The sequence below is a fragment of the Sphingomonas sp. PP-CE-1A-559 genome, from assembly GCF_004340965.1.
Classification (GTDB): Bacteria; Pseudomonadota; Alphaproteobacteria; order Sphingomonadales; family Sphingomonadaceae; genus Sphingomonas.
Genome location: NZ_SLYA01000003.1, coordinates 278,168 through 299,900 on the forward strand (window position 1 = coordinate 278,168; position 21,733 = coordinate 299,900).

Sequence of the window (21,733 nt, forward strand, 5' to 3'; positions counted from 1 at the left end):
CAAGCCATGATTACGCGTCCAATGACTGCCGCCGTTCTGGTCGCCACGGCCGCCGCAGCCTCCGCGGCTGCCGGTCCGTTGCAGGTCAGCAGCAGCATCCTTGTCGAGGCCCGCAGCGCCGCGGCCGACGGCACCACCCGGGTTACACTCGTGAAGCCGACCAAGGTGACGCCGGGCGACAAGGTGATCTTCGTCCTCGCCTATCGCAACAGCGGCGCGCAGCCGCTGGCGAACGTGGTGCTCGACAACCCGTTGCCGCGACAGATCGCCTATCGATCGGCCAATCCCGGTTCGCCCGCGCCCGACGTCTCGGTCGACGGCAAGACTTACGGTTCGCTCGCCACCCTCCGCGTCCGGAGCCCCGACGGCAGCACGCGCGCGGCGAGCCCCAACGATGTCACCAGCGTCCGGTGGCGCCTCGCGAGCCCGTTAGCGGCGGGTTCGCAGGGCCAGTTCGCGTTCCAGGCTGTCCTCAAATGATCCGGCCGATCTCTCTCTCCACACCCGACCAAAACCATCACAGAAGGAAGACCTAAACGATGTACGCAAAAGGGGTAATACGCACGCTGCTGGCCGGTACGGCCGCCATCGTGTCGGCCGGTACCGCCATGGCACAGACCGGACCGGGACCAGCAGGTACCGCCGCCGGGACGACCGTCACCAACACCGCGCAGGCGAGCTATCTGGTCAACGGCGTTCAGCAATCGGCGACATCGAACGCCGCGACGTTCGTGGTCGATCGCAAGGTCAACCTGACCGTCGCCACCAACCAGCCCGCCAACACGCAGGTCTCGGTCGGCCAAGCGGGCGCCGTCCTGACGTTCAAGGTGACGAACAACACCAACGGCATACAGGATTTCCTGCTGTCGACCAGCCAGACGCCGATCCAGGGGCTTTTCACCGGCGACAATTTCGACGTGACCAACATCAAGGTGTTCGTCGATTCAAACGGCAACGGCACCTATGACGTGGGCGCAGATACCGCCACGTACATCAACGAACTCGGTGCCGATCAATCGGCGATCGTGTTCATCGTCGCGGATGTGCCCAACGTCCAGGCGGTCTCGCTCGCGGGTGTCACGCTGATCGCGCAGGTCGCGGCGGGCGGCGATGCGGCGGCGCAGGGCGCGGCCCTGGTGCCCAGCCTTCTCGCCAACGACGACAACGCGGTCGACGTGGTTTTCGCGGACAATGATTCGGATGGTCTCGGTCCCGATATCGCCAGCAACGGCTATGGCCGTGCGGCACTCGGCTATGAAATCACGACGCGCAACGTCAACCTGACGGTGACGAAGTCGTCGGTGGTGATTTCCGATCCGGTCTCCGGCCTGTTGCTGCCGAAGGCGATTCCGGGCGCGGTCGTGCAATATTGCCTGGTCGTCAACAACGCGACGCTGCTGGTGCCTGCGAGCAACATCAGCCTCACCGATATCATTCCGGCCAACACGACCTATCAGCCGGGATCGATCACGATCGGTGGGCTGGGCGTCGGCGGGGCATGCGTGCTGAACGGCTTCCCTGCGAACGACGACGGATCGGCGATCCCGCTGACTCCTTTCACCGGCTCGTACAATGCCGGCACGAAGAAGGTGACCGCGACGATTCCGACCCTGCTCGGCGGGACGTCGGTAGCGGCAAGCTTCCGCGTGACGATCAACTAAGTCCCACCACCCAGACTCCGCTCCTCACGAACAAGGAACGACCGATCCCGGCGCGTGAAGACGCGCGTCGGGAGAGGACCCTTCATGTCCAGCTTTCGTCGCCTTTCGCGCCTTTGCGCCCTGTTCCTGACGCTCCTGCTCGGGCTGATCGTCGGCACCCTGCCGGCGACCGCGCAGACGGGTGTCCAGACCGGCGCTCAGATCGGTCGTATCCAGAATACCGCGACGCTGTCGTTCGACGACGCGGCCAGCGATTCCGGCGTACGCACATTGCCGTCCAATACGGTTTTGCTCGACGTGAATCGGGCCAAGCGCCCGACCACGCTCACATTCCACCTGCCGCCGCCCAATTACGACCTGACGGGCGCGACGTGCCAGACGACCCCCAGCTTCCAGTTCACACCCGCGCCGATCGATGCCGCGACCTTCGCCAAATCGCCCTGGGTCGCGGCGATCGACATCTATGCCGACATGATCCTGGTGCTTGACAACCAGGCCGGCAACCACGACCCGGACGTGCGCGAGACCGCAGTCATCGCGGTCGATGTCGGTAAGATCCACACGACGCTGACGCTCATCGAGACCGCGGCCGACAGCGGCATCTTCGCGGGCGGCATCCCCGCGAGCGCGACGGGCAAGCATCCCGAACTCGCCGCCTGCGATATCCGCAACATGCGCGGCGCGACGATCAAGCTGAGCTTCGCCGAGGATGGTTACAGCCTCGCCTCGATGGCGTCGCTGCTGATCGATCCGGCCGGCTACACCTTCGATTCGCGGACCGGCGCTCTGGTCGACGGCACGACCGTGTCGCTGGTCGACGATGCCGGCCAGCCTGCCACCGTGTTCGGCGACGACGGCGTCAGCCGCTATCCCTCCACCGTCGTCACGGGTGAGGCAGTCACCGACGCCAGCGGCCGTGTGTACCCGGGCGAGACCGGCCGGTACCGATTCCCGCTCACCGCACCGGGCCGCTATTACCTGAAGGTGACGCCGCCCGGCACCTACACCGCGCCATCGACCGTCGATCGCGCGACGCTCGCTGCGTTGAAGGATCCGCAGGGCACGCCGTTCATCCTCAACGACACCAGCTTCGGTGGATCGCTGACGCTGTCGACGCCCGAGCCCTTTTCGGCCGACATCCCGCTCGACAGTCCCGGTGCAGGAACGTTGCTGCTGACCAAGGTGGCATCGGTGCGTGAAGCGGCGCCGGGCGATTTCGTCCAGTATTTGCTGCGCATCACCAACCGCGATTCGGTCCCGGCGCGCGGGCTCCACGTCGCCGATACCTTGCCCAAGGGACTACGCTACGAACGCAATTCCGCGCGCGGCGGTGACGAGCCGACCGTGTCGACCGACGGCCGCAGCCTCGACTTCGTCATACCCGTGCTCGCCGCGGGTGCCTCGGCCGAACTGAAATACGTCGTCAGCATCGCCCCCGGCGCACCCACCGGCGAAGCGCTCAACCGCGCGCGTGTCGTCGGGCAGGGCACCGTCACCAGCAACGAGGCCGCGGCATCGGTCCGCCTGCGCCCGCTGCTGTTCACCGATGCGATGACGATCATCGGCCGCGTGACCGAGGGGAATTGCGGCGATCCGGTCGACAAGCGCAAGGGCGTGCCGGGAATCCGCCTGCTGATGGAGGACGGCACGTTCGTCTCCACCGATCGCGACGGGCTGTACCATTTCGAGGGTGTCCGCGCCGGGCGCCATGTCGTTCAGATCGACACGTCCAGCATCCCCGCGACGCACGCACCGGTCGCCTGCGATATCGACACGCGCCAGGCGAACAGCCCGATCTCGCGCTTCGTCGAGGGCGACGGCGGCCTGCTCAAGCGCGTCGACTTCCAGCTCAAGCCGACCGGCAAGGCTGCATCGGCGGACGCGGGCCTCCCCGTCACGGTCGCCGATGCCGCCGTCGCCGCGGGCAGCCGTGACTGGCTGGCGGGCGATCAGGCGGCCGGCATCGACTGGCTGTTCCCACAGGCCGACCACAACCCGCGCGCGCCGATCGTCCGCGCGGTCGTCAAGCACGCGCCCGGCCAGCGGGTTGCGCTGACCATCAACGGCAAGCAGGTCGAGCCGCTCGCGTTCGACGGCACCGATCAGCGCGACGGCACCGACATCGCCGTTTCGCGCTGGACGGGTATCCCGTTGATCGACGGCGACAATCGCCTCCAGGCACGCGTGCTCGCCGCCGATGGCAGCGTCGTGAAGACGCTCGACCGGGTGGTGCATTACTCCGGGCCCGGCGTTCGCGCGGTGTTCGACGCCGCCAGCAGCCGCCTCGTCGCCGACGGTCTGACCCGCCCGCTGATCGCGGTGCGCGTGACCGACAAGACCGGCCGTCCGGTGCGCGCAGGCACGCTGATCCCCTTCACCGTCGACCAGCCCTATACCGCGGCGGTCGAGGCCGAACTCGAACAGGGCCGCCAGCTTGCCGGTCGCGAGCGGTCGTCCACTACCGCGCAGGTGGTCGGCGACGACGGCCTCGCCTTCATCGCGCTCCAACCGACGACGCAGGCCGGTGCGGTCCATGCGATCGTCTCGCTGGCCGAAGAGAAGATCGTCCACACCAGCGAAGTCCGCGCCTGGCTCGCCGCGTCCGCTAAGGACTGGGTCGTGGTCGGGTTCGGCGCGGGCTCGCTCGGCTACGACATGCTCAGCAAGCGCCAGTCGGGCCTGCCGCGGTCGCAGCGGAACAGCGTGGTCACCGACGGCCAGCTCGCTTTCTATGCCAAGGGCCGCGTCAAGGGCTCGTGGCTGGCGACGATCGCCTATGACAGCGACCGCAAATACGATCCCGACCGCGGTCTGCTCGGCACGATCGACCCCGACCGCTATTACACCGTCTACGGCGACGGCTCGCGCCAGGGCTATGACGCGGCAACCCGCCGGAAGCTGTACCTGCGGCTCGAGCGTCGTGAGTTCTACGCGCTGTTCGGCGATTTCGAGACCGGGTTCACCGATACGCAGCTGACGCGCTACAATCGCACGCTCAACGGCATCAAGACCGCGTATGAGGGCAAGCGGATCCGCGCGACTGGATTCGCCGCGCATACCGACACGCTGTATTCGCGCGACGAAATCCAGGGCAACGGGCTGAGCGGTCCGTATCGGCTGCAGGGGCGCAACATCGTCCCGAACAGTGACAAACTGCGGCTGGAGACGCGCGATCGCTTCCGCTCCGAACTGATCGTCGCCAGCACCGAACTCACCCGCCACATCGACTACGATATCGACACGTCGATGGGCACGGTCCGCTTCCGCCAGCCGATCCTGAGCCGGGATTCGAACCTGAATCCAATCTTCATCGTGGCCGATTACGAGGTCGAGGGCGGCAGATCGGCGAAGCTCGCGGCCGCCGCGCGCGTCGCGACCAAGCTTGCGAACGGCCGCGTCGAAGTCGGCGCTGCGGTTATCCGCGACGAGACCGTCGGCAAGGCCACCGTGCTCGGCGCAGACATCAAGGCGCACGTCACCGCCAATACCGAACTGCGCGGCGAGATCGCCAAGGGCGGTCGCGGCGGGCTGGGGCGTGGGCTTGCGTACCTTGCCGAGGTCGATCACCACGGCACCAAGCTCGACCTGCTCGCCTATGCCCGCCAGCAGGATACCGCGTTCGGCGTCGGCCAGCAGAACCTGGTCGAGGCGGGGACGCGCAAATTCGGGCTCGACGGCCGACTGCGGCTGACCGATCGGCTGAGCGTGACCGGGGTCGCCTGGTACCAGCAGCAGTTGACCAACCCGGGCACGCGCGCCGCCGGCGAGGCCCGCCTCGAATATCGCCGCGACACCGGCACGATCTTCGTCGGCGGCCAGTTCGCGTCGGATCGCGGCATGGACGGCAAGAACCGCGACAGCCGCCTGCTGACGGTCGGCGGCACGCAAGCGCTGTTCGGCAATGCGGTGACGCTCACCGGCCAGACGCAGTTCGCGCCCGGTGGCGACAGCGACAGTGTCGACTTCCCGATCCGCCACCAGATCCAGCTCGCCTACCGGATCAAGCCCGGCATCCGCCTGATCGGCGGATACGAGATCGCGAACGGCGACGGCTATGTCGCGCATACCAAGCAGTTCGGCGTCGACGTCGCCCCCTGGACCGGTGCCAAGCTGATGAGCACGCTCAACCAGCAGGCGATCGGCGAGAACGGCGCGCGCACCTATGCGCAATACGGGCTCAGCCAGTCGGTGCCGCTTGGCAAGAACTGGACCGTCGACGGCACGCTCGACGCGAGCAACACGCTGAAGGGGCAAATTCCGGACGGCGCGGTGGTCAATGCGTTCCAGCCGGTCACCTCGGGTGGCTATGTCGGGCAGGACCAGACCAACGGCGATTATGCCGCGGTGACGCTGGGGGCGACCTATCGCCAGGCCCGCTGGTCGGTGAATGGCCGCCTGGAATACCGCAATGCCGACAGCGGCGATCGATGGGGGATCACCACCAACTTCCTCCGCACGCTGGGGCAGGGCAAGACGCTCGCATCGAGCATCAAGGCGTACACGATCAAGGACAAGACCGGCGCGGTCGCGACCTATGCCACCGCCGACATCGCGCTCGCGCTGCGTCCGCTCGACAGCCGCTGGTCGGTGCTCGAACGGCTCGAGTTGCGGCACGAGAGCGCGGATGCCGGGTTCTCGGACTCCAATTCGCTCGGCGTCCCAGCCTACGGAGGCGGCGACCAGGTGACGTCGCGGATCATCAACAACCTCGCGGTCAACTATCGCACCGGCCCCGAAGGGCTCGGCCACGGCACTGAGGCGACGCTGTACTACGGTGCGAAATACGTCGCCGGGCGATTCGCCGACGATACCTATGACGGGTATATCGACGTAACCGGGTTCGAGTTGCGCCAGGATGTCGGCACGCGGTTCGACATCGGCGTCAGCGGTTCGGTCCAGCATGCGTGGGAGCGCGGCGCGTGGTCGTGGAGCGGCGGGCCGTCGGTCGGCGTGTCGCCCGCGCAGAACACGTGGATCAGCACCGGCTACAATTTGTCCGGCTACCGCGACCGCGATTTCGAGGACGACCGCTACACGCGGCAGGGGCCGTACGTCACGATGCGGCTGAAGTTCGACCAAGCCTCGATCAGTGGCGCCACGCGCGCGCTGTTCGGTGGTCGACGTTAATTACAGGGAGAAAGACCTATGCCGATGCCGAGCCAGCCGACACCCATGCCGCTGCCGCGCGACTTCACGGACCACGGTCCGTGCGTCGAGGACCTCGCACGGGCGTTTGCAGCGCAGGATGCGGCGACGAGTGAGGCGCTGATAGAGACGCTGGCGACTCAGGCGATCCGCCAATGGCGGCTCGACGACGCGACGTTCTGGCAACGCGTTAAGTTCCAGGCGCGGATGATCCGGGCGAGGCAGGGGTCAGGGAGTTCGGGGAAGCACTGAGCGACAAACACACGATCTCGCTGCTTCCCCCTCCCTTCCAGGGAGGGGCGCGCGTCGGCTTATCGGTCGGGAATCCGAACCCCAGCCACCGCTATTTCTCGTCGGTGGTCAGCTTCACCTTGTTGGGCAGCTTCTTCCCCTTGGTCCGGCGCGAAGGCAGCTGGACCGGGTTCTTCTTCTTCCACTGCGCAAACGTCATCGGCCCCTCGGGCGTGTCGATGATCGTGTCGTCGATCGAACTCATGCAATGCCTCCGCCAAGCCCAACGCACGGCCGCGAAAGGGGGACCCTCGAAGGGGGTGTTTACTCTAATCTGAAAAATGGTGCGGCCAAGAAGACTCGAACTTCCACGGGCTTTCGCCCACAACGACCTCAACGTTGCGCGTCTACCAGTTCCGCCATGGCCGCCCATGAAACATCACCGGGCGGACCCGGCATCTGGTAGGCGAGCGCCACTAGCAAGGGTTTGAACGCTACGCAACGCCCTTTGCGAAAAAGCGTTCGTCCAGTACCGCAAACAATGCCCGCGCCCTTTCTCTCGAACGATACGCAGGCTGAAACACGGCGCATCCTCGCACTGGCTTGGCCGGTGATGCTGACGAGCCTCAACTGGACGATCCTCCACGTCACCGACGTGATCGTCGTCGGGCTGGTCAGCGCGCATGAGGTTGCGGCGCTGGGTGCCAGCCGGTCGCTGACGTTTATCGCGATCGTCACCGGTCTCGCATGGCTGTCGGGCGTGCTCGTTCATACCGCGCGCGCCGACGGGGCAGGGGATCTGCCGCGGACCGGGCAGGTACTTCGCGAAGGACTGGTGCTGGGGCTGCTGCTCGGGCTGGTGGTCGGCGGCGTGATGTTCGTGTTCGCGGACGGCATGCTCGCGGGACTCGGCGTCGCGCCTGCGCTGGTCGAGCCGGCCGGCCGGGTCGTGCGGGTGATGGCGTTCACCTATCCGCCGCAGCTGATGATCGTCGCCGCGAGCTTCTTCCTGGAGGGGGTCAGCCGGCCACGCCGTGTCGCGGTGGTGAATCTGTCGATCCTTCCGCTGAACGCCGTACTCGCATGGGCGATGTCGGGCGGTCATCTCGGGCTGCCGGTGATGGGCGCGGTCGGGGCAGCGACGGCCACCGCGATCGCGTCGGGATTGGGGGCGGTGGGGATGATCGCTGTGGCGCTGACCTTGCCGCGCGCAAAGGAGCGCGGCGTTCAGCGAATCGATCTGGCCGCCTGGCGCGGGGTGCCAGCCGGGATCGCGGCGCTGGCAGTGTTCGGGATCGTGCCAGCCGTTGCTTCCGGCCTGGAGCTTGCCGGCTTCTCGATCCTGATCGCACTGTCGACGCAGTTCGGCGACGACGTCGCGCACGCGTTCCAGATCGTGTTCTCGGTCCACAACGTCACGTTCGGGTTGGCGCTTGGGCTTGGCTCCGCGTGTGGCGTCCGTGTCGGCAATGCGGTGGGCGAGGGCGATCCCAAGGCCGGTATCTCGCGCGCGCTGATCGCGACCGGGCTGTCGATGCTCGCGTTGGGGGTGTGCGGGATCGTCCTGATCGTCGCGCGGGGGCCGATCGTTGCGGCGTTTCCGGCCGATGCCGCGACTCATGCGGTCGCGCTGGCGATGCTGCCGGTGTGGGCGCCGTTCATCCTGTTCGACGGCGCGCAGGTGGTACTGGTCTACGCGCTCCGCTCGCTCGGCGATCAGGTCGTGGCGGGGGTGAACAGCATCGTAGCGTATTTCATCGTCACCGGCGGCGCGGGCTGGTGGCTTGTGCGCGCTGGCGTGGGGCCGATGGGGCTGGTCTATGCCTCCGGGCTGGGGATGCTGACCGCCGCGCTGTTGCACGGCGCGCGGTTCTGGATCGTAAGTCGACGTTTGCGGCGCGCCTAGCGCGTCGCCTCGCCGGCAAAGCTCAGTTCGAGGCGCTTCGAGTTCGCCGGCACGTTCAGCGTCGCGGAGTTGAAGTCGATCGCACCGCCCGGCGCCAACGTCCGCTGCTGCGGGGTGATCGTCCAGCTATACACCACCCGCCCCTGCGCATCGCGAAGTTCGGCGCGGATGTCGGGCACGCGCTGGCGCTGGTTCGACGGGTTGGTGACCTGGCCACTGACCGCGAACAGCTCTGAGCCATTATCCAGTTCGCGCCGCTCGATCGGATTGTCGCGCAGCCGCAGCGGAGTCTCGTCGCTGCCGGTTCCGAGACCGAGCTTGGCCGCGACGCCCGGTGCACCGAGATACACGATCGCTCCCGCTGCGATCAGCATCAGCAGCCCGGCCAGCACCGCGACGATCGTCCAGCGCCGCGTCGTGTTGCGACGCAGGCGAACCGGCAGGTTCTCGATCTGCGGCGTTGCCGGCGGAACGAATGTGGGTGCTACCACCGCAGGCTCGGGCGCGACCGGTGCGGCAGGAGCGAACGGCGCGAACCGTTCGACCGGCTCCGCGATCGGCGGCCTTGCCAGCGGGGCCAGCGGTGGCGGTGCGGGCGCCAGCGGGGTAGATTCCGGGAGCTCCAGCGCATCCTCGACGTCCGGTGCGGCGGCCTGGAACCAGCTATGCTTGCAATTGGCGCAGCGCACGGTGCGCCCCTCGGTCCCGATCGCGCTGTCGGGGACCAGATAGCGCGTGCTGCACTCGGGACATTGGAGGATCATGGGTACGCTTCACCAGCGGCCGCCGGAGCGCGACCGTATCTCGTGCCGAATAAGCACGCGGCCCGCATATGTGGCAAGCTTGAAGCGGCGCGCGCTTTCATGCGAAAGCGCCGATACGGGCATTGGCACGGGCAACAAGCGGGCGAGAGCGGGCGCAACCACGTCATGGCGAATATCGTCCAATTCGAGAATGTCGGGCTTCGCTACGGCACGGGTCCGGACGCAGGGCCGGAGACGCTGGCGGACCTCAGCTTCACGCTGCGCAGCGGCGCGTTCTACTTCCTCACCGGCGCGAGTGGGGCGGGGAAGACCTCGTTGCTCAAGCTGTTGTATCTTGCGCAGCGCCCAACCCGCGGCGTGATCCGGCTGTTCGGCGAGGATGCGGTGGTGTTGTCGCGCGATCGCCTGCCCGGATTTCGGCGGCGGATCGGCGTCGTGTTCCAGGATTTCCGGCTCGTCCCGCATCTGTCGACCTGGGACAATATCGCGCTGCCGTTGCGCGTGGCGGGGATGCCCGAGGCGGATATCGAGCAACCGGTGCGCGAGATGCTCGCCTGGGTCGGACTGACCGAGCGTGCGGATGCGCGGCCGGCAACATTGTCGGGCGGCGAGCAGCAGCGCGTCGCAATCGCCCGCGCGGTGATCGCGCGCCCCGAGATCCTGGTCGCGGACGAGCCGACCGGCAACGTCGATCCCGACATGGCCGAGCGACTGCTCCACCTGTTCGAATCGCTCAACAAGCTGGGCACGACCGTCGTGGTCGCGACGCACGACTTCCATCTGCTGGGGCGGATACCGGGCGCGCAGATGATGCGGCTCGATCGTGGGCGATTGCTCGATCCGACGGGTTCGCTCCGCTACCCACCGACGCGGCCCGATTCATGAGGGCGTCGAAGGCGCGATCGTCGGTCGAACGCCGCGTGCTCGACGAAGCGGGCGGCCTGCGCGCGATGACGTGGGTAATGGCGATCATGCTGTTCCTGACGATGCTCGCCGCCGCCTTGGGGCTGGCGACCGCGGGTGCGGCGCGCTTGCTCGACCGGCAACTGGCGGGGCGGCTGACGGTTCAGGTCGTCGATGGCGATCCCGTGCGCCGAGATGCCGTCGCGGCGCGCGTGCTGGCTGCGCTGCGGACGATGCCGGCGGTGGCGACGGCGACGCCGGTCGACCGCGCCGAACTCACGCGACTGCTGCAACCCTGGCTCGGGTCGGATGGTGCGGACCCGCAATTGCCGGTGCCCGCCATGATCGATGTCGACCTCGCCGACCACAACGAGGTGGCCGCCACGCGCGTTGCGACCAGTGTCCGCCGCCTGAGCCCGATCGTCCGCGTCGACCGCCACGAAAGCTGGATGTCGCCGGTCAACGACGTGATGCGCTCGCTGACGTTCCTTGCGCTGGCGCTGGTGCTGCTGATGGCGAGTGCCACGGCTGCGGTCGTCGTGCTGGCCGCGCGCGCGGGGTTGGAGACGCACCGCGAGACGATTGCGGTGATGCACATGCTCGGCTCGACCGATCTCCAGGTCGCGCGCCTGTTCCAGCGGCGGATCGCGCTCGACGCGACCATCGGCGGACTCGGCGGCGGTGTCGCGGCGTTGCTGGTGGTCGCGTTCGTCGGGATCCGGTTGCACGGACTGGGTTCGGAACTGCTCGGCGGAGTGACGCTGGGCGGAGTCGACTGGGTGGCGCTGGCGATACTGCCGATCGCGTTCGTCGTCCTCGCCACGCTCGCCGCCCGCGTGACGATCGTCCGTGCACTGAGGCATATCCTGTGATCGTCCGGCTGTTCGGCATCATGGCGCTCGCCTGGGCGTTCGGCTTCGCGCTGTTCATGCTGCTGCTGCCCAAGCCGCTCGACGGGTTCACGTCCGACGCTATCGTCGTGCCGACGGGGGGGGCAGGGCGGATCGACCGCGGCATCGCGCTGCTCCGCGATCATCAGGCGAAGCGAATGCTCGTGACGGGAGTCGCGCCGGGGGTGCGGCCGATCGATCTCGCGCTGGAGTATCGGACGTCGCCCGCGTTGTTCGCATGCTGCATCGATCTTGGCGCGGACGCGGTCGATACGCGCTCGAACGCCGAGGAAACCGCGCAGTGGGTGCGCGTGCACAAATACCGGTCGGTGCGGCTGGTGACGTCGGACTGGCACGTCGCGCGCGCGCGAATGGAACTGGCTGCGGCGCTCGACAAGAATGTCGTGATCCTCGGCGACGGGGTGCCGGGAACACCGCGCCTTGGGACTTTGGTCAACGAATATAACAAGTTGATCCTTCGCCGGATCGCATTGTGGATTGGATTTGGCGGATGATCTGGCTGCGTAACTGGGCGTTCATGCTCGTTTTCTACACGATCTCGGTGCCGATCGTGGTGACCGTGCCGATCTCGGCGTTGTTCGGATCGCATGCGGTGATCGTGCATTCGACGATCTGGACGCGTTTCCATCGCTGGTGCGCGCGGTGGATTCTCGGTGTGCATATCCGCGTGGAGGGGACACGGCCGACCGAGCCGGCGTTCTACGCGTGCAAGCACCAGGCGATGTTCGAGACGCTCGAGTTGCAGCGTTTGCTCGATGGCCCGGCGATCGTGTTGAAGCGCGAACTGGCGGATATCCCGGCCTGGGGCTGGGCTGCACGGCGCTACGGCGCGATCGTCGTCGACCGCGAGGCGTCGGCCAAGGCGATGCGGAACATGATGCGCGAGGCAACCGCGGCGAAGGCGACCGGACGCTCGATCCTGATCTTTCCGGAGGGGACGCGGGTGTCGCCGGGCGAGCATCCGCCGCTGAAGCCGGGGTTTGCGGGGCTGTATCGCGCGCTGAAGATGCCGACGGTGCCGATCGCCTGCGACAGCGGGCTGGTGTGGCCGAAAAAGGGGCCGAAGCTGCCGGGTGTGATCACTTTCCGGTTCGGCGAAGTGGTGCCGCCTGGCCTGCCGCGTGAGGAAGCGGAGCAGCGGGTCCACGCGGCGATGAACGCGCTGGATTAGGTTGGGGAGGCACCACCCCGGCGAAGGCCGGGGCCAGTTGGGCGATGTCGCTAATGTGCGTTGCGAGCTGTTACTCTGGCCTACCCAACTGGGCCCCGGCCTCCGCCGGGGTGGTTACTCTTACCCATGCGTACGCCCGAAATCCTGCACGTCGTCGTCCTGCCCCTGCTCGACGATGCTCCGGCGGATCGCCCGAGTCCGCGTGAACAGGTCGAACAGCGCATCGCCATCGCCCCAGCGGATCGCACGCTGGAGATGGCTCAGATCCTCCGAGAAGCGCTGCAACATCTCCAACACCGCCTCGCGGTTGTTGAGGAAGATGTCGCGCCACATCGTCGGGTCCGACGCTGCGATTCGTGTGAAATCGCGAAACCCGCCCGCCGAATATTTGATGACCTCCGACTGCGTCACTGCCTCCAGATCGCCCGCGGTGCCGACGATCGTGTAGGCGATCAGATGCGGCAGATGGCTCGTGACGGCGAGGACGCGGTCGTGATGCTCGGGCGCCATCGTCTCGACCTGCGCGCCAAGCCTGCGCCAGAATTCGGACACGCGCTCGACTGCGACCGGGTCGGCGCCTTCGGGGGGCGTGACGATGCACCAGCGGTGGCGGAACAGCGTCGCGAAACCAGCCTCCGGACCGCTCCGCTCGGTGCCTGCGACCGGGTGCGCAGGGATGACGGTCGCGTTCGGTAGCGCTTCAGTAAGCGCGCGGACGATCTCCGCCTTACAGCTGCCGACGTCGCTGACGATCGCATCCGCCGGCAGTTCGGCCGCGAACTCGGCAGCGACCTCGCCCATGATCCCGACCGGCACGCACAGGATCACCAGGTCGGCGTCGATCACCGCTGCCCCCGCCGAGTCCGCGACGTCGTCGCAGAACTGCAGCCGGTCCGCGGCTTCGCGCACGGTCGCATCGGCATCGTAGCCGGTGACGCGGACCGTCGGCATCGTCGCCTGCACCGCGCGCGCCACCGACGAGCCGATCAGTCCCAGCCCGATGATCGTGACGCGCGCGAACGGGAGCATCAGGCGGCTTCGACCAGATTGCGCAGCGCCGCGGTGACGCCGTGCGTTTCCGCCTCGGTGCCGATCGTGATGCGCAGTGCGTTGGGAAGGCCCTGGCCCGGCAGCCAGCGGACGATGTAGCCCGCGTCCATCAGCCCGTGATACGCGGCGTCGGCGGTCAGCTTACCCTCGAACAGCACGAGCACGAAGTTCGCCTTGGACGGTACGGCACGAAGCCCGGCATTGCCCATCTGCCCGATCTGCTCGACGAACCAGCCACGCCACGTGTCGTTATGCGCGCGCGTCGCGTCGACGAAAGCGGTGTCGGCGATCGCGGCGACAGCGGCGGCCTGGCCTGCGGTGGTGACGTTGAACGGTGCGCGAATGCGGTGCATCGCGTCGATGATGGGCGCGCAGGCATAGCCCCAGCCGATCCGCTCGGCCGCCAGCCCGTGGATCTTCGAGAAGGTGCGCGTGACGAGGACGTTCGCCTCGGTCATCGCCAGCGCCAGGCCCGCATCGTCCTCTTCCGGCGACAGATATTCGGCATAGGCCTGGTCGAGCACGAGCAGCACCGACTTCGGCAGCCCCGCATGCAGCCGTGCGATTTCCGCCCGCGGCGTGAACGTGCCGGTCGGGTTGTTCGGGTTGGCGACGAACACGACGCGCGTACGCTCGGTGACGGCGGCGAGGATCGCGTCGACGTCGGTCGCATAGTCGCGGTCGTCTACGATCACCGGCTCGGCACCGACGCGGCGCGTCGCGATCTCGTACACCGCGAAGCCGTAGCGGACGTGGATGATCTCGTCGCCGGGGCCCGCATAGGCGCCCGCGACGAGATGGAGGATCTCGTCGGAGCCGGTGCCGTAGATCACGCGCGCCGGATCGAGGTCGTAATGCGCCGCCAGCGCCTCGCGCAGTTCGACCGCGCCCGCGTCGGGATAGCGTTCCAGCGTGCGGTCGGCGGCATCGAATGCGGCCTTCGCGGCAGGGCTGGTGCCGAGCGGGTTCTCGTTCGACGACAGCTTGATCACCGTGCGGCCATCGTCGGTCGTCGAGCGGCCGGGCGTGTACGGCGCGATCCCCAGGATCCAGGGCTTCGGCGCAGGGGCGGGCGTGATGTTTGTCATGGCCGCGGGACATAGCGGGCGGTGTGCCGCGGTGGCAAATCTTTGTGCGTGGGGGGCGACCTTTACGATCCTCCCCGCCAGGGGGAGGTGGCGCCGAAGGCGACGGAGGGGGAGGGTAACGCAACAGCTGCTTTCATTTCCTCCCCTCCGTCTGGCAAGCGCCAGCCACCTCGCCCTTGCGGGGGAGGATCGAGGAAGCGGCGCTGGCATGACCGTGGCCCCCTATGGTAGCGCGCGGCATGCTCGAAACGCCTGCCATCGACCCCGAGACCGGCCATGACACCGACCAGCGCTTCGGCCTCGCGCGCCGCGTCACGTTGCCGGGGCCGTTGCGCCTAGATGGCGGCGTGCTGCTGTCGCCGGTCGATATCGCCTACGAGACCTACGGCACGCTCAACGCCGATGCGTCGAACGCCATCCTGATCTGCCACGCGCTGACCGGCGACCAGCATGTCGCCTCGCACCACCCGCGTACCGGCAAGCCCGGCTGGTGGACGCGGATGGTCGGCGAGGGGAAACCGATCGACCCTGCGCGCCACTTCATCGTCTGCGCCAACGTGCTCGGCAGCTGCATGGGCACTTCGGGACCCGCGACGATCAACCCGGCAACCGGACGGCCGTGGGCAATGAGTTTCCCGGTCATCACGATCCGCGACATGGTGCGTGCGCAGGCGATGCTGCTCGACCATCTCGGCGTGGGCGTGCTCCACGCGGTGGTCGGCGGATCGATGGGCGGGATGCAGGCGCTGAGCTGGCCCGCGACCTTCCCCGACCGCGTGAAGGCGTGCGTCGTGATCGCCTCGACCGCGCGGCATACCGCGCAGAACATCGCGTTCCACGAGGTCGGGCGGCAGGCGGTGATGGCCGATCCGAACTGGCGGGGGGGTGAGTATCACGATGACGACGCACCGACCGCCGGGCTCGCGGTCGCGCGGATGGCGGCGCACATCACGTATCTGTCCGAGGCGGGGCTGACCGAGAAGTTCGGGCGGCGGCTTCAGGCGCGCGACGCGAAGTCGTTCGGGTTCGACGCGGATTTCCAGGTCGAGAGCTATCTGCGCCACCAGGGGCTCGCCTTCACCGACCGGTTCGATGCGAACTCGTACCTCTACATCACGCGCGCGATGGATTATTTCGATCTGGCCGAAGAGCATGGCGGGCTGCTCGCCAATGCGTTTCGTGCGACCAAATCGCGGTTCTGCCTCGTCAGTTTCGACACCGACTGGCTCTACCCGACGGCCGAGTCGCGCGCGATCGTTCAGGCGCTCAATGCAGCGGGCGCGCCGGTCAGTTTCGTCGAACTTGCGAGCCCGTACGGCCACGACGCGTTCCTGCTGGAGGCGCCCGATCTCAACCGGGTGGTCGACGGCTTCCTGAGGGCCGGCCGATGACGATCATCCTGTCCGACGACGCGAGCAAGTTGCAGGTCGACCGAATCCACGGCTGGCTGGCGAGCAGTTACTGGTCGCCAGGGATCGAGCGCGGTCTGGTCGAACGGGCGATCGCCGGCTCGCATTGCCTTGGCGCATACCAAGACGAAGCGCAGGTCGGGTTCGCGCGGATGATCACCGATCACGCGACCTTCGCGTGGCTGGCGGACGTATGGGTCGAGGAATCCGTGCGCGGGCAGGGGCTAGGGCGCCAGATGGTAAGCTGGTTCCTCGACCATCCGTCGTTCGCCGGACTGCGGCGGTTCGGCCTCGTCACCGCCGACGCGCATGGCGTGTATGCGAATCTTGGCTTCCATCCGCTGGTCCGCGCCGATCGCTACATGGAACGCCTCGCTCCGGGCTTAGCCGAGCAACTCCGGACCGCACCATGAACTTACGTACTGACCTTGCCGTAATCGCCGAGAACGTCGCGCAGGGCAGTCGCGTGCTCGACATCGGCTGTGGCGATGGCGCGCTCATGGCCGCACTCCGCGATACCCGCGATGTCGATGCGCGCGGGCTGGAGATCGATGCGCACAACGTGGCCTCGGCGGTCGCACGCGGGCTGTCGGTGATCCAGGGCGATGCGGATATCGACCTTGCCGGCTATCCCGACGGCAGCTTCGACTATGCGATCCTCAGCCAGACGTTGCAGACCGCGCGCGCGCCTGATCTCGTGCTCGATCATCTGCTGAGGATCGGCCGCCGCGCGTTCGTCAGCTTCCCTAATTTCGCGCATTGGCGTGTACGGCTGTCGCTGCTGTGGGGCGGGCGGATGCCGGTGACGCGGCAATTGCCCGAGAGCTGGTACGACACGCCGAACATCCACCACGTCACGATCGACGACTTCCGCGCCTTCGTGAAAGCGCGCGGGATCACCGTCGAGGGCGCCTGGTTCCTGTCGGGTGACAAGCGCACCGGCGCGGGCGGTGCCAACCTGCTTGCCGAGCATGCGGTGTTCCTGCTGCGACGGTAATCGTTTGTAAGAGTTGGACCATATCGGGACGAACCGTTGATCCAAATCACCAAAATTGCGGAACCGATCGGTGGGCGACTGGTTACTCCGCCGATGACCAAGACCGCCCTCATTGTCGAAGACGAGATTTTCGTTGCACTAGATCTCGAGAGAATTCTGATGGATGCTGGTTACGGCGTCGCGGGGATCGCGGCGGACCGAGACAGCGCGATCGCGGCGGCGCCGGGTTGCAACTTCGCGTTCGTAGACATCAACCTGCGCGACGGACCGACCGGGCCGGAGATCGCCAAGCGGATGGCGCAGGATTACGGCGTCAAGGTCGTGTTCGTGACTGCCAACCCTGCGCAGATCGGCGATGCGGAGTGCCTCGGGTACATCCGCAAGCCGTTCAGCGACGCAGCGATTTTGGCCGCGGCGGCGTTGGCCTGCAACGACGATCCTATCGCCCATGACGACGTGATTCGGGTAGCTAACGGCTGAACGCAGCTTTCGGGATCGTCAGGTCGACGATCAGCCCCTCGTTATTCCAAGTCCGACTCACGCTACCACCCAACTGGCGTACGGCGCTCATCTCGATCAACTGTGTGCCGAAGCCCGCTGGCGTCGTCGGCGTCGTGACGGACGGGCCACCCTGCTCACACCAGTTCAGCGCCACCGTCTCGTCGTTGGCCGTGACAGTGATCCGAACCGTGCCGAGTTCGGTCGCCAGCGCCCCGTATTTCGTCGCGTTGGTCGCAAGCTCGTGGAACATCAAAGCAAGCGGCGTGGCCGAACGATCGTCGATGCTGACGTCGTCGCCCGTCACGCTGATACGCACGCCGTCGATCCGCTGATACGGTTCGAACAATTCCTGCAACAGGCCGTGCAGGCTGTTCTGCGCGGCAGCCGGACGCGAGTTGGCGCTGTGCGGGCGGACGAAGTCGTGCGCGCGGCCGAGCGCGTTGATCCGGTGACGCAAATCGGTCGCGATCCCCGCGAACTCGGGCTTCCCCCGCGCGGAAAACGCGATCAGCCCGGCGATCACCGCGAAGATGTTCTTGATGCGGTGGCTCAGCTCCTGGCTGATGATCTCGCGTTCTTCATAGGCGAGCTTCTGTTCGTGGATATCGGTGCAGGTCCCGAACCAGCGCTGAATCGCGCCGCTTTCATCATGCACCGGCAGCGCGCGCCCTAGCACCCAGCGGTACGTCCCGTCGAAATGCCGCAGCCGGTATTCGATGTTGTACGGCTCGCCGGTTTCGAGCGACTGGCGCCAGATCGCCCAGGCGCGATCCTGGTCGTCGGGGTGGAACATGTCGTTCCATCCTTCGCCATCGGTCGTTCCCACGGGCGTGCCGGTGAACTCGTACCAGCGCGCGTTGAAGTAATCATGGAAGCCGTCGGGCAGCGTCGACCACACCATCTGCGGCATCGTGTCGGCGAGCGTGCGAAACTTGAGGTCGCTCGCCTCGAGCGTGCGGCGTGCCTCGGCCTCGGCCATCGCCTGCTCGCGTGCGGTGCGGCGGTCGTCCAGCCGGCCCATCGCCGCCTTCGCCAGCAGCGTAAGCCCGTCGCGCTGGAACCGGGTCAGGCCTTCGCGAGGCTCGTTCGCAAGCACGCAAAGCGCACCCAGCGGCACGCCCTCGCTGGAGACGAGCGGCGCGCCCGCGTAGAAGCGCACATAGGGCTCGCCCGTCACCAGCGGATTGTCGACGAAACGCGGGTCGGCCTGCGCGTCGGGCACTTCCATCACTTCGTGATGGTGCATCGCGTGCGCGCAGAACGACATGCTGCGCGGAGTCTGCTCCAGGTCGAAGCCGGTCCGCGCCAGGAAACGCTGATATTCCTCTTCAACCAGGCTCAGCAACGCGACCGGTGCGCCGCACAGTTCGGCGGCGAACGCCACGATATCGTCGAGCTGGCCCTTCGCGCGCGCACCGGCGACGTCGTAGGCCGAGATCACGCGGGAGCGCTCGGCCTCGTCGAACGAGGCGGTCTTGGGAACGGAATACAGCGTCGTCACAGAGATCAGAACGGCACGTCGTCGTCGAGATCGTCCGAGAAGCCGCCAGTCTGGCCGAAGCTGCCGCCGCGTGCGCCGCCACCGCTACCGCCGCCCGAGGGTGCGCTACCACCGCGACCACCACCGCCGCCGTAACCGCCGCCCGACGAACCACCGCCGAAGTCGTTGCCGCCGCCGCCGCCGGCCCAGTCGTCGCCACCGCCACCGCCACGGCTACCACCGCCGCCGCCTGCACCACCGCCTGCGCCGCCACCGTTCGGGCCGTCGAGCATCGTCAGCACGCTGTTGAAGCCCTGCAACACGATCTCGGTCGAATACTTGTCCTGGCCCTGCGCGTCCTGCCACTTCCGGGTCTGGAGCGCGCCCTCGATATAGACCTTCGAGCCCTTGCGGAGATACTTTTCGGCGACGTTCGCGAGACCTTCGTTGAAGATCGCGACCGAATGCCATTCGGTCTTTTCCTTGCGCTCGCCCGACATCTTGTCCTTCCAGGACTCCGATGTCGCGATGCGCAGATTGACGACCTTGCCGCCGTTCTGGAACGCCTTGCTCTCCGGGTCGCGACCCAGATTGCCGACGATGATGACCTTGTTGACGCTGCCTGCCATGATGCCCCTCAGAGGCCGGCGAACACCGCCAGCCAATATGTGATTCCGGCCATGATGTAGGCGGCGGCGAACAAATAGCCAACCATGAAGGCGGGCCATTTCCAGCCATTGGTCTCGCGACGGGTGACGGCGATCGTCGAAATGCACTGCGGTGCGAACACGAACCACATCAGGAAGGCGAGCGCGGTCGGCAGGCTCCAGCGGCCGCGCAGGTTCTCGATCATCGCCTTACCGCCCTGGTTGCTGTCGGGATCGTCGATCGCATAGACCGTGCCGATCGCCGCGACCGCGACTTCACGCGCGGCCATCGCCGGGATCAGCGCGAGGACGATGTCGCGGTTGAAGCCGATCGGCGCGAAGATCGGCGCGATGCCGTTGGCGATGCGGCCCGCGACCGAATAATCGACCGCCGAAATCTTCGGCGCACCGGCGGGCTGTTCGGGCGGCTTGGGAAAGCTCAGCAACACCCACAGGATGATCGTCGAGGTCAGGATGATGCCGCCGGCGCGCTTCAGGAAGATCTGCGCGCGGCTCCACAGGCCGATGCCGACGTCGCGCCACTGCGGCCACTGGTATTTCGGCATCTCCATCATGAAGCCCGACGACACGCCCTTGGTCACCGTCCGGCGCAGCACCAGCGCGGCGACGAACGCGCCGACGATGCCCATGACGTACAGGCCGAGCATCACCAGCCCCTGCAACCCGACGAACGGCAGCACCTGCGTATTGGGAATAAACGCACCGATGATCAGCGTGTAGACCGGCAGGCGCGCCGAGCACGTCATCAGCGGCGCGATCAGGATGGTGGTCAGCCGGTCCTTCTCGTCGTCGATCGTCCGCGTCGCCATGATGCCCGGAATCGCGCAGGCGAAGCTCGACAGCAAAGGGATGAACGCGCGGCCCGACAGGCCGACGCTCGCCATCACGCGGTCCATCAGGAACGCCGCGCGGACCATGTAGCCGCTCGCCTCGAGCACGAGGATGAAGAGGAACAGGATCAGGATCTGCGGCAGGAACACGATCACCGCGCCGACGCCGGCGATCACGCCGTCGACCAGCAGCGAGCGAAGCAGCGAGTCGGGCAGTTCGGCGGTCAGGAACCCCTGCAACGCGGTGAAGCCCGCATCGATCGCGTCCATGAACGGCTGTGCCCAGCTGAACACCGCCTGGAACATCAGGAACATGATCGCGAGCAGCAGGATCGGGCCGGCAACCGGGTGCAGCGCGACCGCGTCGAGCATGTGCGTCCAGCGGCGGACCTGCGTCTCGGAGACGGTCGCGGACGTCGCGATCTGGCGGGCGCGGCGCTGGAGCGTGACGATGTCGTCCTGAACGCTGCCGTCGGATTTGCGGAGCCGCATCGGCCCGTTGACGACGATGCCGGACAGCGCCGCCTTCAGTTCGTCGAGGCCACGCTTGCGCACCGCGACGGTCGGGATCACCGGCACGCCGAGTTCGCGTTCCAGCACTTTGGGGTCGAGCTTCAGCCCGTCGCGCTCGGCGAGATCGACCATGTTGAGCGCGACGACGACCGGCAGGCCGAGCGCGATCAGCTGAAGCGTGAAGCGGAGGTGGTTGTCGAGATTGGCGGCATCGACGACGACGACCAGCGCGTCAGGCAGGCGTTCGCCGTCCTGCGTACCAGTGACGACGTCGCGCGTGACCCGCTCGTCGGGGGAGGAGGGTTCGAGGCTGTACGCGCCGGGCAGGTCGACCAGTTCGATCGGCCGGCCGTCGTCGAGCATCAGCCGCCCGACTTTCCGCTCCACCGTGACGCCGGGATAATTTCCGACCTTCTGGCGTGCACCCGTCAGCGCATTGAACAGCGCGCTTTTGCCGGCATTGGGATTGCCGACCAGCGCAACCAGCGGTGCTGCATTCATAATG

At 67.0% G+C, this 21,733-nt stretch carries 20 protein-coding genes and 1 tRNA gene; 13 read left to right on the forward strand and 8 right to left on the reverse strand.

Going from position 1 to position 21,733, the window contains the following annotated elements:
* The first annotated feature begins 6 nt into the window (after nt 1–6).
* The 4 genes from C8J42_RS11605 to C8J42_RS11620 all read left to right on the forward strand — a co-directional run bounded on the left by C8J42_RS11605 (nt 7) and on the right by C8J42_RS11620 (nt 7,058).
* Nucleotides 7–480, forward strand: coding sequence for a DUF11 domain-containing protein (locus C8J42_RS11605; protein ID WP_056064208.1), 474 nt, complete (start codon nt 7–9; stop codon nt 478–480).
* Between the two features lie 59 nt (nt 481–539).
* The gene (locus C8J42_RS11610) at nt 540–1,661 is read left to right on the forward strand and encodes a DUF11 domain-containing protein (protein ID WP_133020179.1); all 1,122 of its coding nucleotides are present in this window, start codon (nt 540–542) and stop codon (nt 1,659–1,661) included.
* A gap of 84 nt (nt 1,662–1,745) precedes the next feature.
* Complete coding sequence (locus C8J42_RS11615) at nt 1,746–6,788, forward strand: DUF11 domain-containing protein (protein ID WP_243644332.1); 5,043 nt, start codon at nt 1,746–1,748, stop codon at nt 6,786–6,788.
* Between the two features lie 18 nt (nt 6,789–6,806).
* Entirely contained in the window at nt 6,807–7,058 is a 252-nt protein-coding gene (locus C8J42_RS11620; RefSeq protein WP_056064202.1) for a hypothetical protein, read from the forward strand.
* 91 nt (nt 7,059–7,149) lie between these two features.
* Here the strand turns inward: C8J42_RS11620 and C8J42_RS20125 are convergent, their stop codons facing one another.
* Both C8J42_RS20125 and C8J42_RS11625 read right to left on the reverse strand, forming a co-directional pair.
* Nucleotides 7,150–7,302, reverse strand: a complete 153-nt coding sequence (locus C8J42_RS20125) for a hypothetical protein (RefSeq protein WP_165886441.1) — start codon at nt 7,300–7,302, stop codon at nt 7,150–7,152.
* A 77-nt stretch (nt 7,303–7,379) separates the two neighbouring features.
* Nucleotides 7,380–7,466: transfer RNA gene (locus C8J42_RS11625), tRNA-Leu, on the reverse strand.
* Nucleotides 7,467–7,578: 112 nt separating this feature from the next.
* Between C8J42_RS11625 and C8J42_RS11630 the strand changes: the two genes are divergently transcribed.
* Complete coding sequence (locus C8J42_RS11630; protein WP_243644334.1) at nt 7,579–8,943, forward strand: MATE family efflux transporter; 1,365 nt, start codon at nt 7,579–7,581, stop codon at nt 8,941–8,943.
* Here C8J42_RS11630 and C8J42_RS11635 read toward each other — a convergent pair.
* Nucleotides 8,940–9,707, reverse strand: a complete 768-nt coding sequence (locus C8J42_RS11635; RefSeq protein WP_133020180.1) for an MJ0042-type zinc finger domain-containing protein — start codon at nt 9,705–9,707, stop codon at nt 8,940–8,942. The genes C8J42_RS11630 and C8J42_RS11635 overlap by 4 nt on opposite strands.
* Before the next feature lie 165 nt (nt 9,708–9,872).
* On the opposite strand from C8J42_RS11635, the gene ftsE reads away from it, so the two are divergent.
* Genes ftsE through C8J42_RS11655 form a run of 4 tightly spaced genes read left to right on the forward strand, consistent with a single transcriptional unit; the run spans nt 9,873 to nt 12,692 of the window.
* Nucleotides 9,873–10,592: a cell division ATP-binding protein FtsE gene (gene ftsE, locus C8J42_RS11640; RefSeq protein WP_056487786.1), complete on the forward strand. Its 720-nt coding sequence runs from the start codon at nt 9,873–9,875 to the stop codon at nt 10,590–10,592.
* Nucleotides 10,589–11,482, forward strand: a complete 894-nt coding sequence (locus tag C8J42_RS11645) for a permease (protein WP_133020181.1) — start codon at nt 10,589–10,591, stop codon at nt 11,480–11,482. The genes ftsE and C8J42_RS11645 overlap by 4 nt, the downstream gene beginning before the upstream one ends.
* Entirely contained in the window at nt 11,479–12,015 is a 537-nt protein-coding gene (locus tag C8J42_RS11650) for a YdcF family protein (protein ID WP_133020182.1), read from the forward strand. The genes C8J42_RS11645 and C8J42_RS11650 overlap by 4 nt, the downstream gene beginning before the upstream one ends.
* A complete protein-coding gene (locus tag C8J42_RS11655) occupies nt 12,012–12,692 on the forward strand; it encodes a 1-acyl-sn-glycerol-3-phosphate acyltransferase (RefSeq protein WP_133020183.1) in 681 nt (226 codons plus the stop codon). Before C8J42_RS11650 ends, C8J42_RS11655 begins: the two co-directional genes overlap by 4 nt.
* Nucleotides 12,693–12,812: 120 nt before the next feature.
* On the opposite strand, the gene C8J42_RS11660 is transcribed toward C8J42_RS11655, so the two are convergent.
* Complete coding sequence (locus C8J42_RS11660; RefSeq protein WP_133020184.1) at nt 12,813–13,721, reverse strand: prephenate/arogenate dehydrogenase family protein; 909 nt, start codon at nt 13,719–13,721, stop codon at nt 12,813–12,815.
* Nucleotides 13,721–14,830, reverse strand: a complete 1,110-nt coding sequence (gene hisC, locus C8J42_RS11665) for a histidinol-phosphate transaminase (RefSeq protein WP_133020185.1) — start codon at nt 14,828–14,830, stop codon at nt 13,721–13,723. Before hisC ends, C8J42_RS11660 begins: the two co-directional genes overlap by 1 nt.
* Nucleotides 14,831–15,069: 239 nt before the next feature.
* Here hisC and C8J42_RS11670 point away from each other — a divergent pair, with 239 nt between their 5' ends.
* The 4 genes from C8J42_RS11670 (at nt 15,070) to C8J42_RS11685 (ending at nt 17,716) form a co-directional block, all read left to right on the forward strand.
* Nucleotides 15,070–16,221 (forward strand): homoserine O-acetyltransferase, encoded by a 1,152-nt coding sequence (locus C8J42_RS11670; RefSeq protein WP_133020186.1) that lies wholly within the window; start codon nt 15,070–15,072, stop codon nt 16,219–16,221.
* Entirely contained in the window at nt 16,218–16,652 is a 435-nt protein-coding gene (locus tag C8J42_RS11675; protein WP_133020187.1) for a GNAT family N-acetyltransferase, read from the forward strand. The genes C8J42_RS11670 and C8J42_RS11675 overlap by 4 nt, the downstream gene beginning before the upstream one ends.
* Nucleotides 16,649–17,236 carry a methionine biosynthesis protein MetW gene (gene metW, locus C8J42_RS11680; protein ID WP_133020188.1) on the forward strand — a complete coding sequence of 196 codons (588 nt, stop codon included), beginning with the start codon at nt 16,649–16,651 and terminating at the stop codon, nt 17,234–17,236. Before C8J42_RS11675 ends, metW begins: the two co-directional genes overlap by 4 nt.
* Before the next feature lie 93 nt (nt 17,237–17,329).
* Nucleotides 17,330–17,716 (forward strand): response regulator, encoded by a 387-nt coding sequence (locus C8J42_RS11685; protein WP_120300955.1) that lies wholly within the window; start codon nt 17,330–17,332, stop codon nt 17,714–17,716.
* Here C8J42_RS11685 and C8J42_RS11690 read toward each other — a convergent pair.
* The 3 genes from C8J42_RS11690 to C8J42_RS11700 form a co-directional block, all read right to left on the reverse strand.
* Nucleotides 17,706–19,175: a PAS domain-containing protein gene (locus C8J42_RS11690; RefSeq protein WP_243644400.1), complete on the reverse strand. Its 1,470-nt coding sequence runs from the start codon at nt 19,173–19,175 to the stop codon at nt 17,706–17,708. The genes C8J42_RS11685 and C8J42_RS11690 overlap by 11 nt on opposite strands.
* A gap of 68 nt (nt 19,176–19,243) precedes the next feature.
* Nucleotides 19,244–19,846 carry a single-stranded DNA-binding protein gene (gene ssb / locus C8J42_RS11695; RefSeq protein ID WP_133020189.1) on the reverse strand — a complete coding sequence of 201 codons (603 nt, stop codon included), beginning with the start codon at nt 19,844–19,846 and terminating at the stop codon, nt 19,244–19,246.
* Between the two features lie 8 nt (nt 19,847–19,854).
* On the reverse strand, nt 19,855–21,729 hold the full coding sequence (locus C8J42_RS11700) for a ferrous iron transporter B (RefSeq protein ID WP_056064162.1): 1,875 nt from the start codon (nt 21,727–21,729) through the stop codon (nt 19,855–19,857).
* Nucleotides 21,730–21,733 lie beyond the last annotated feature (4 nt).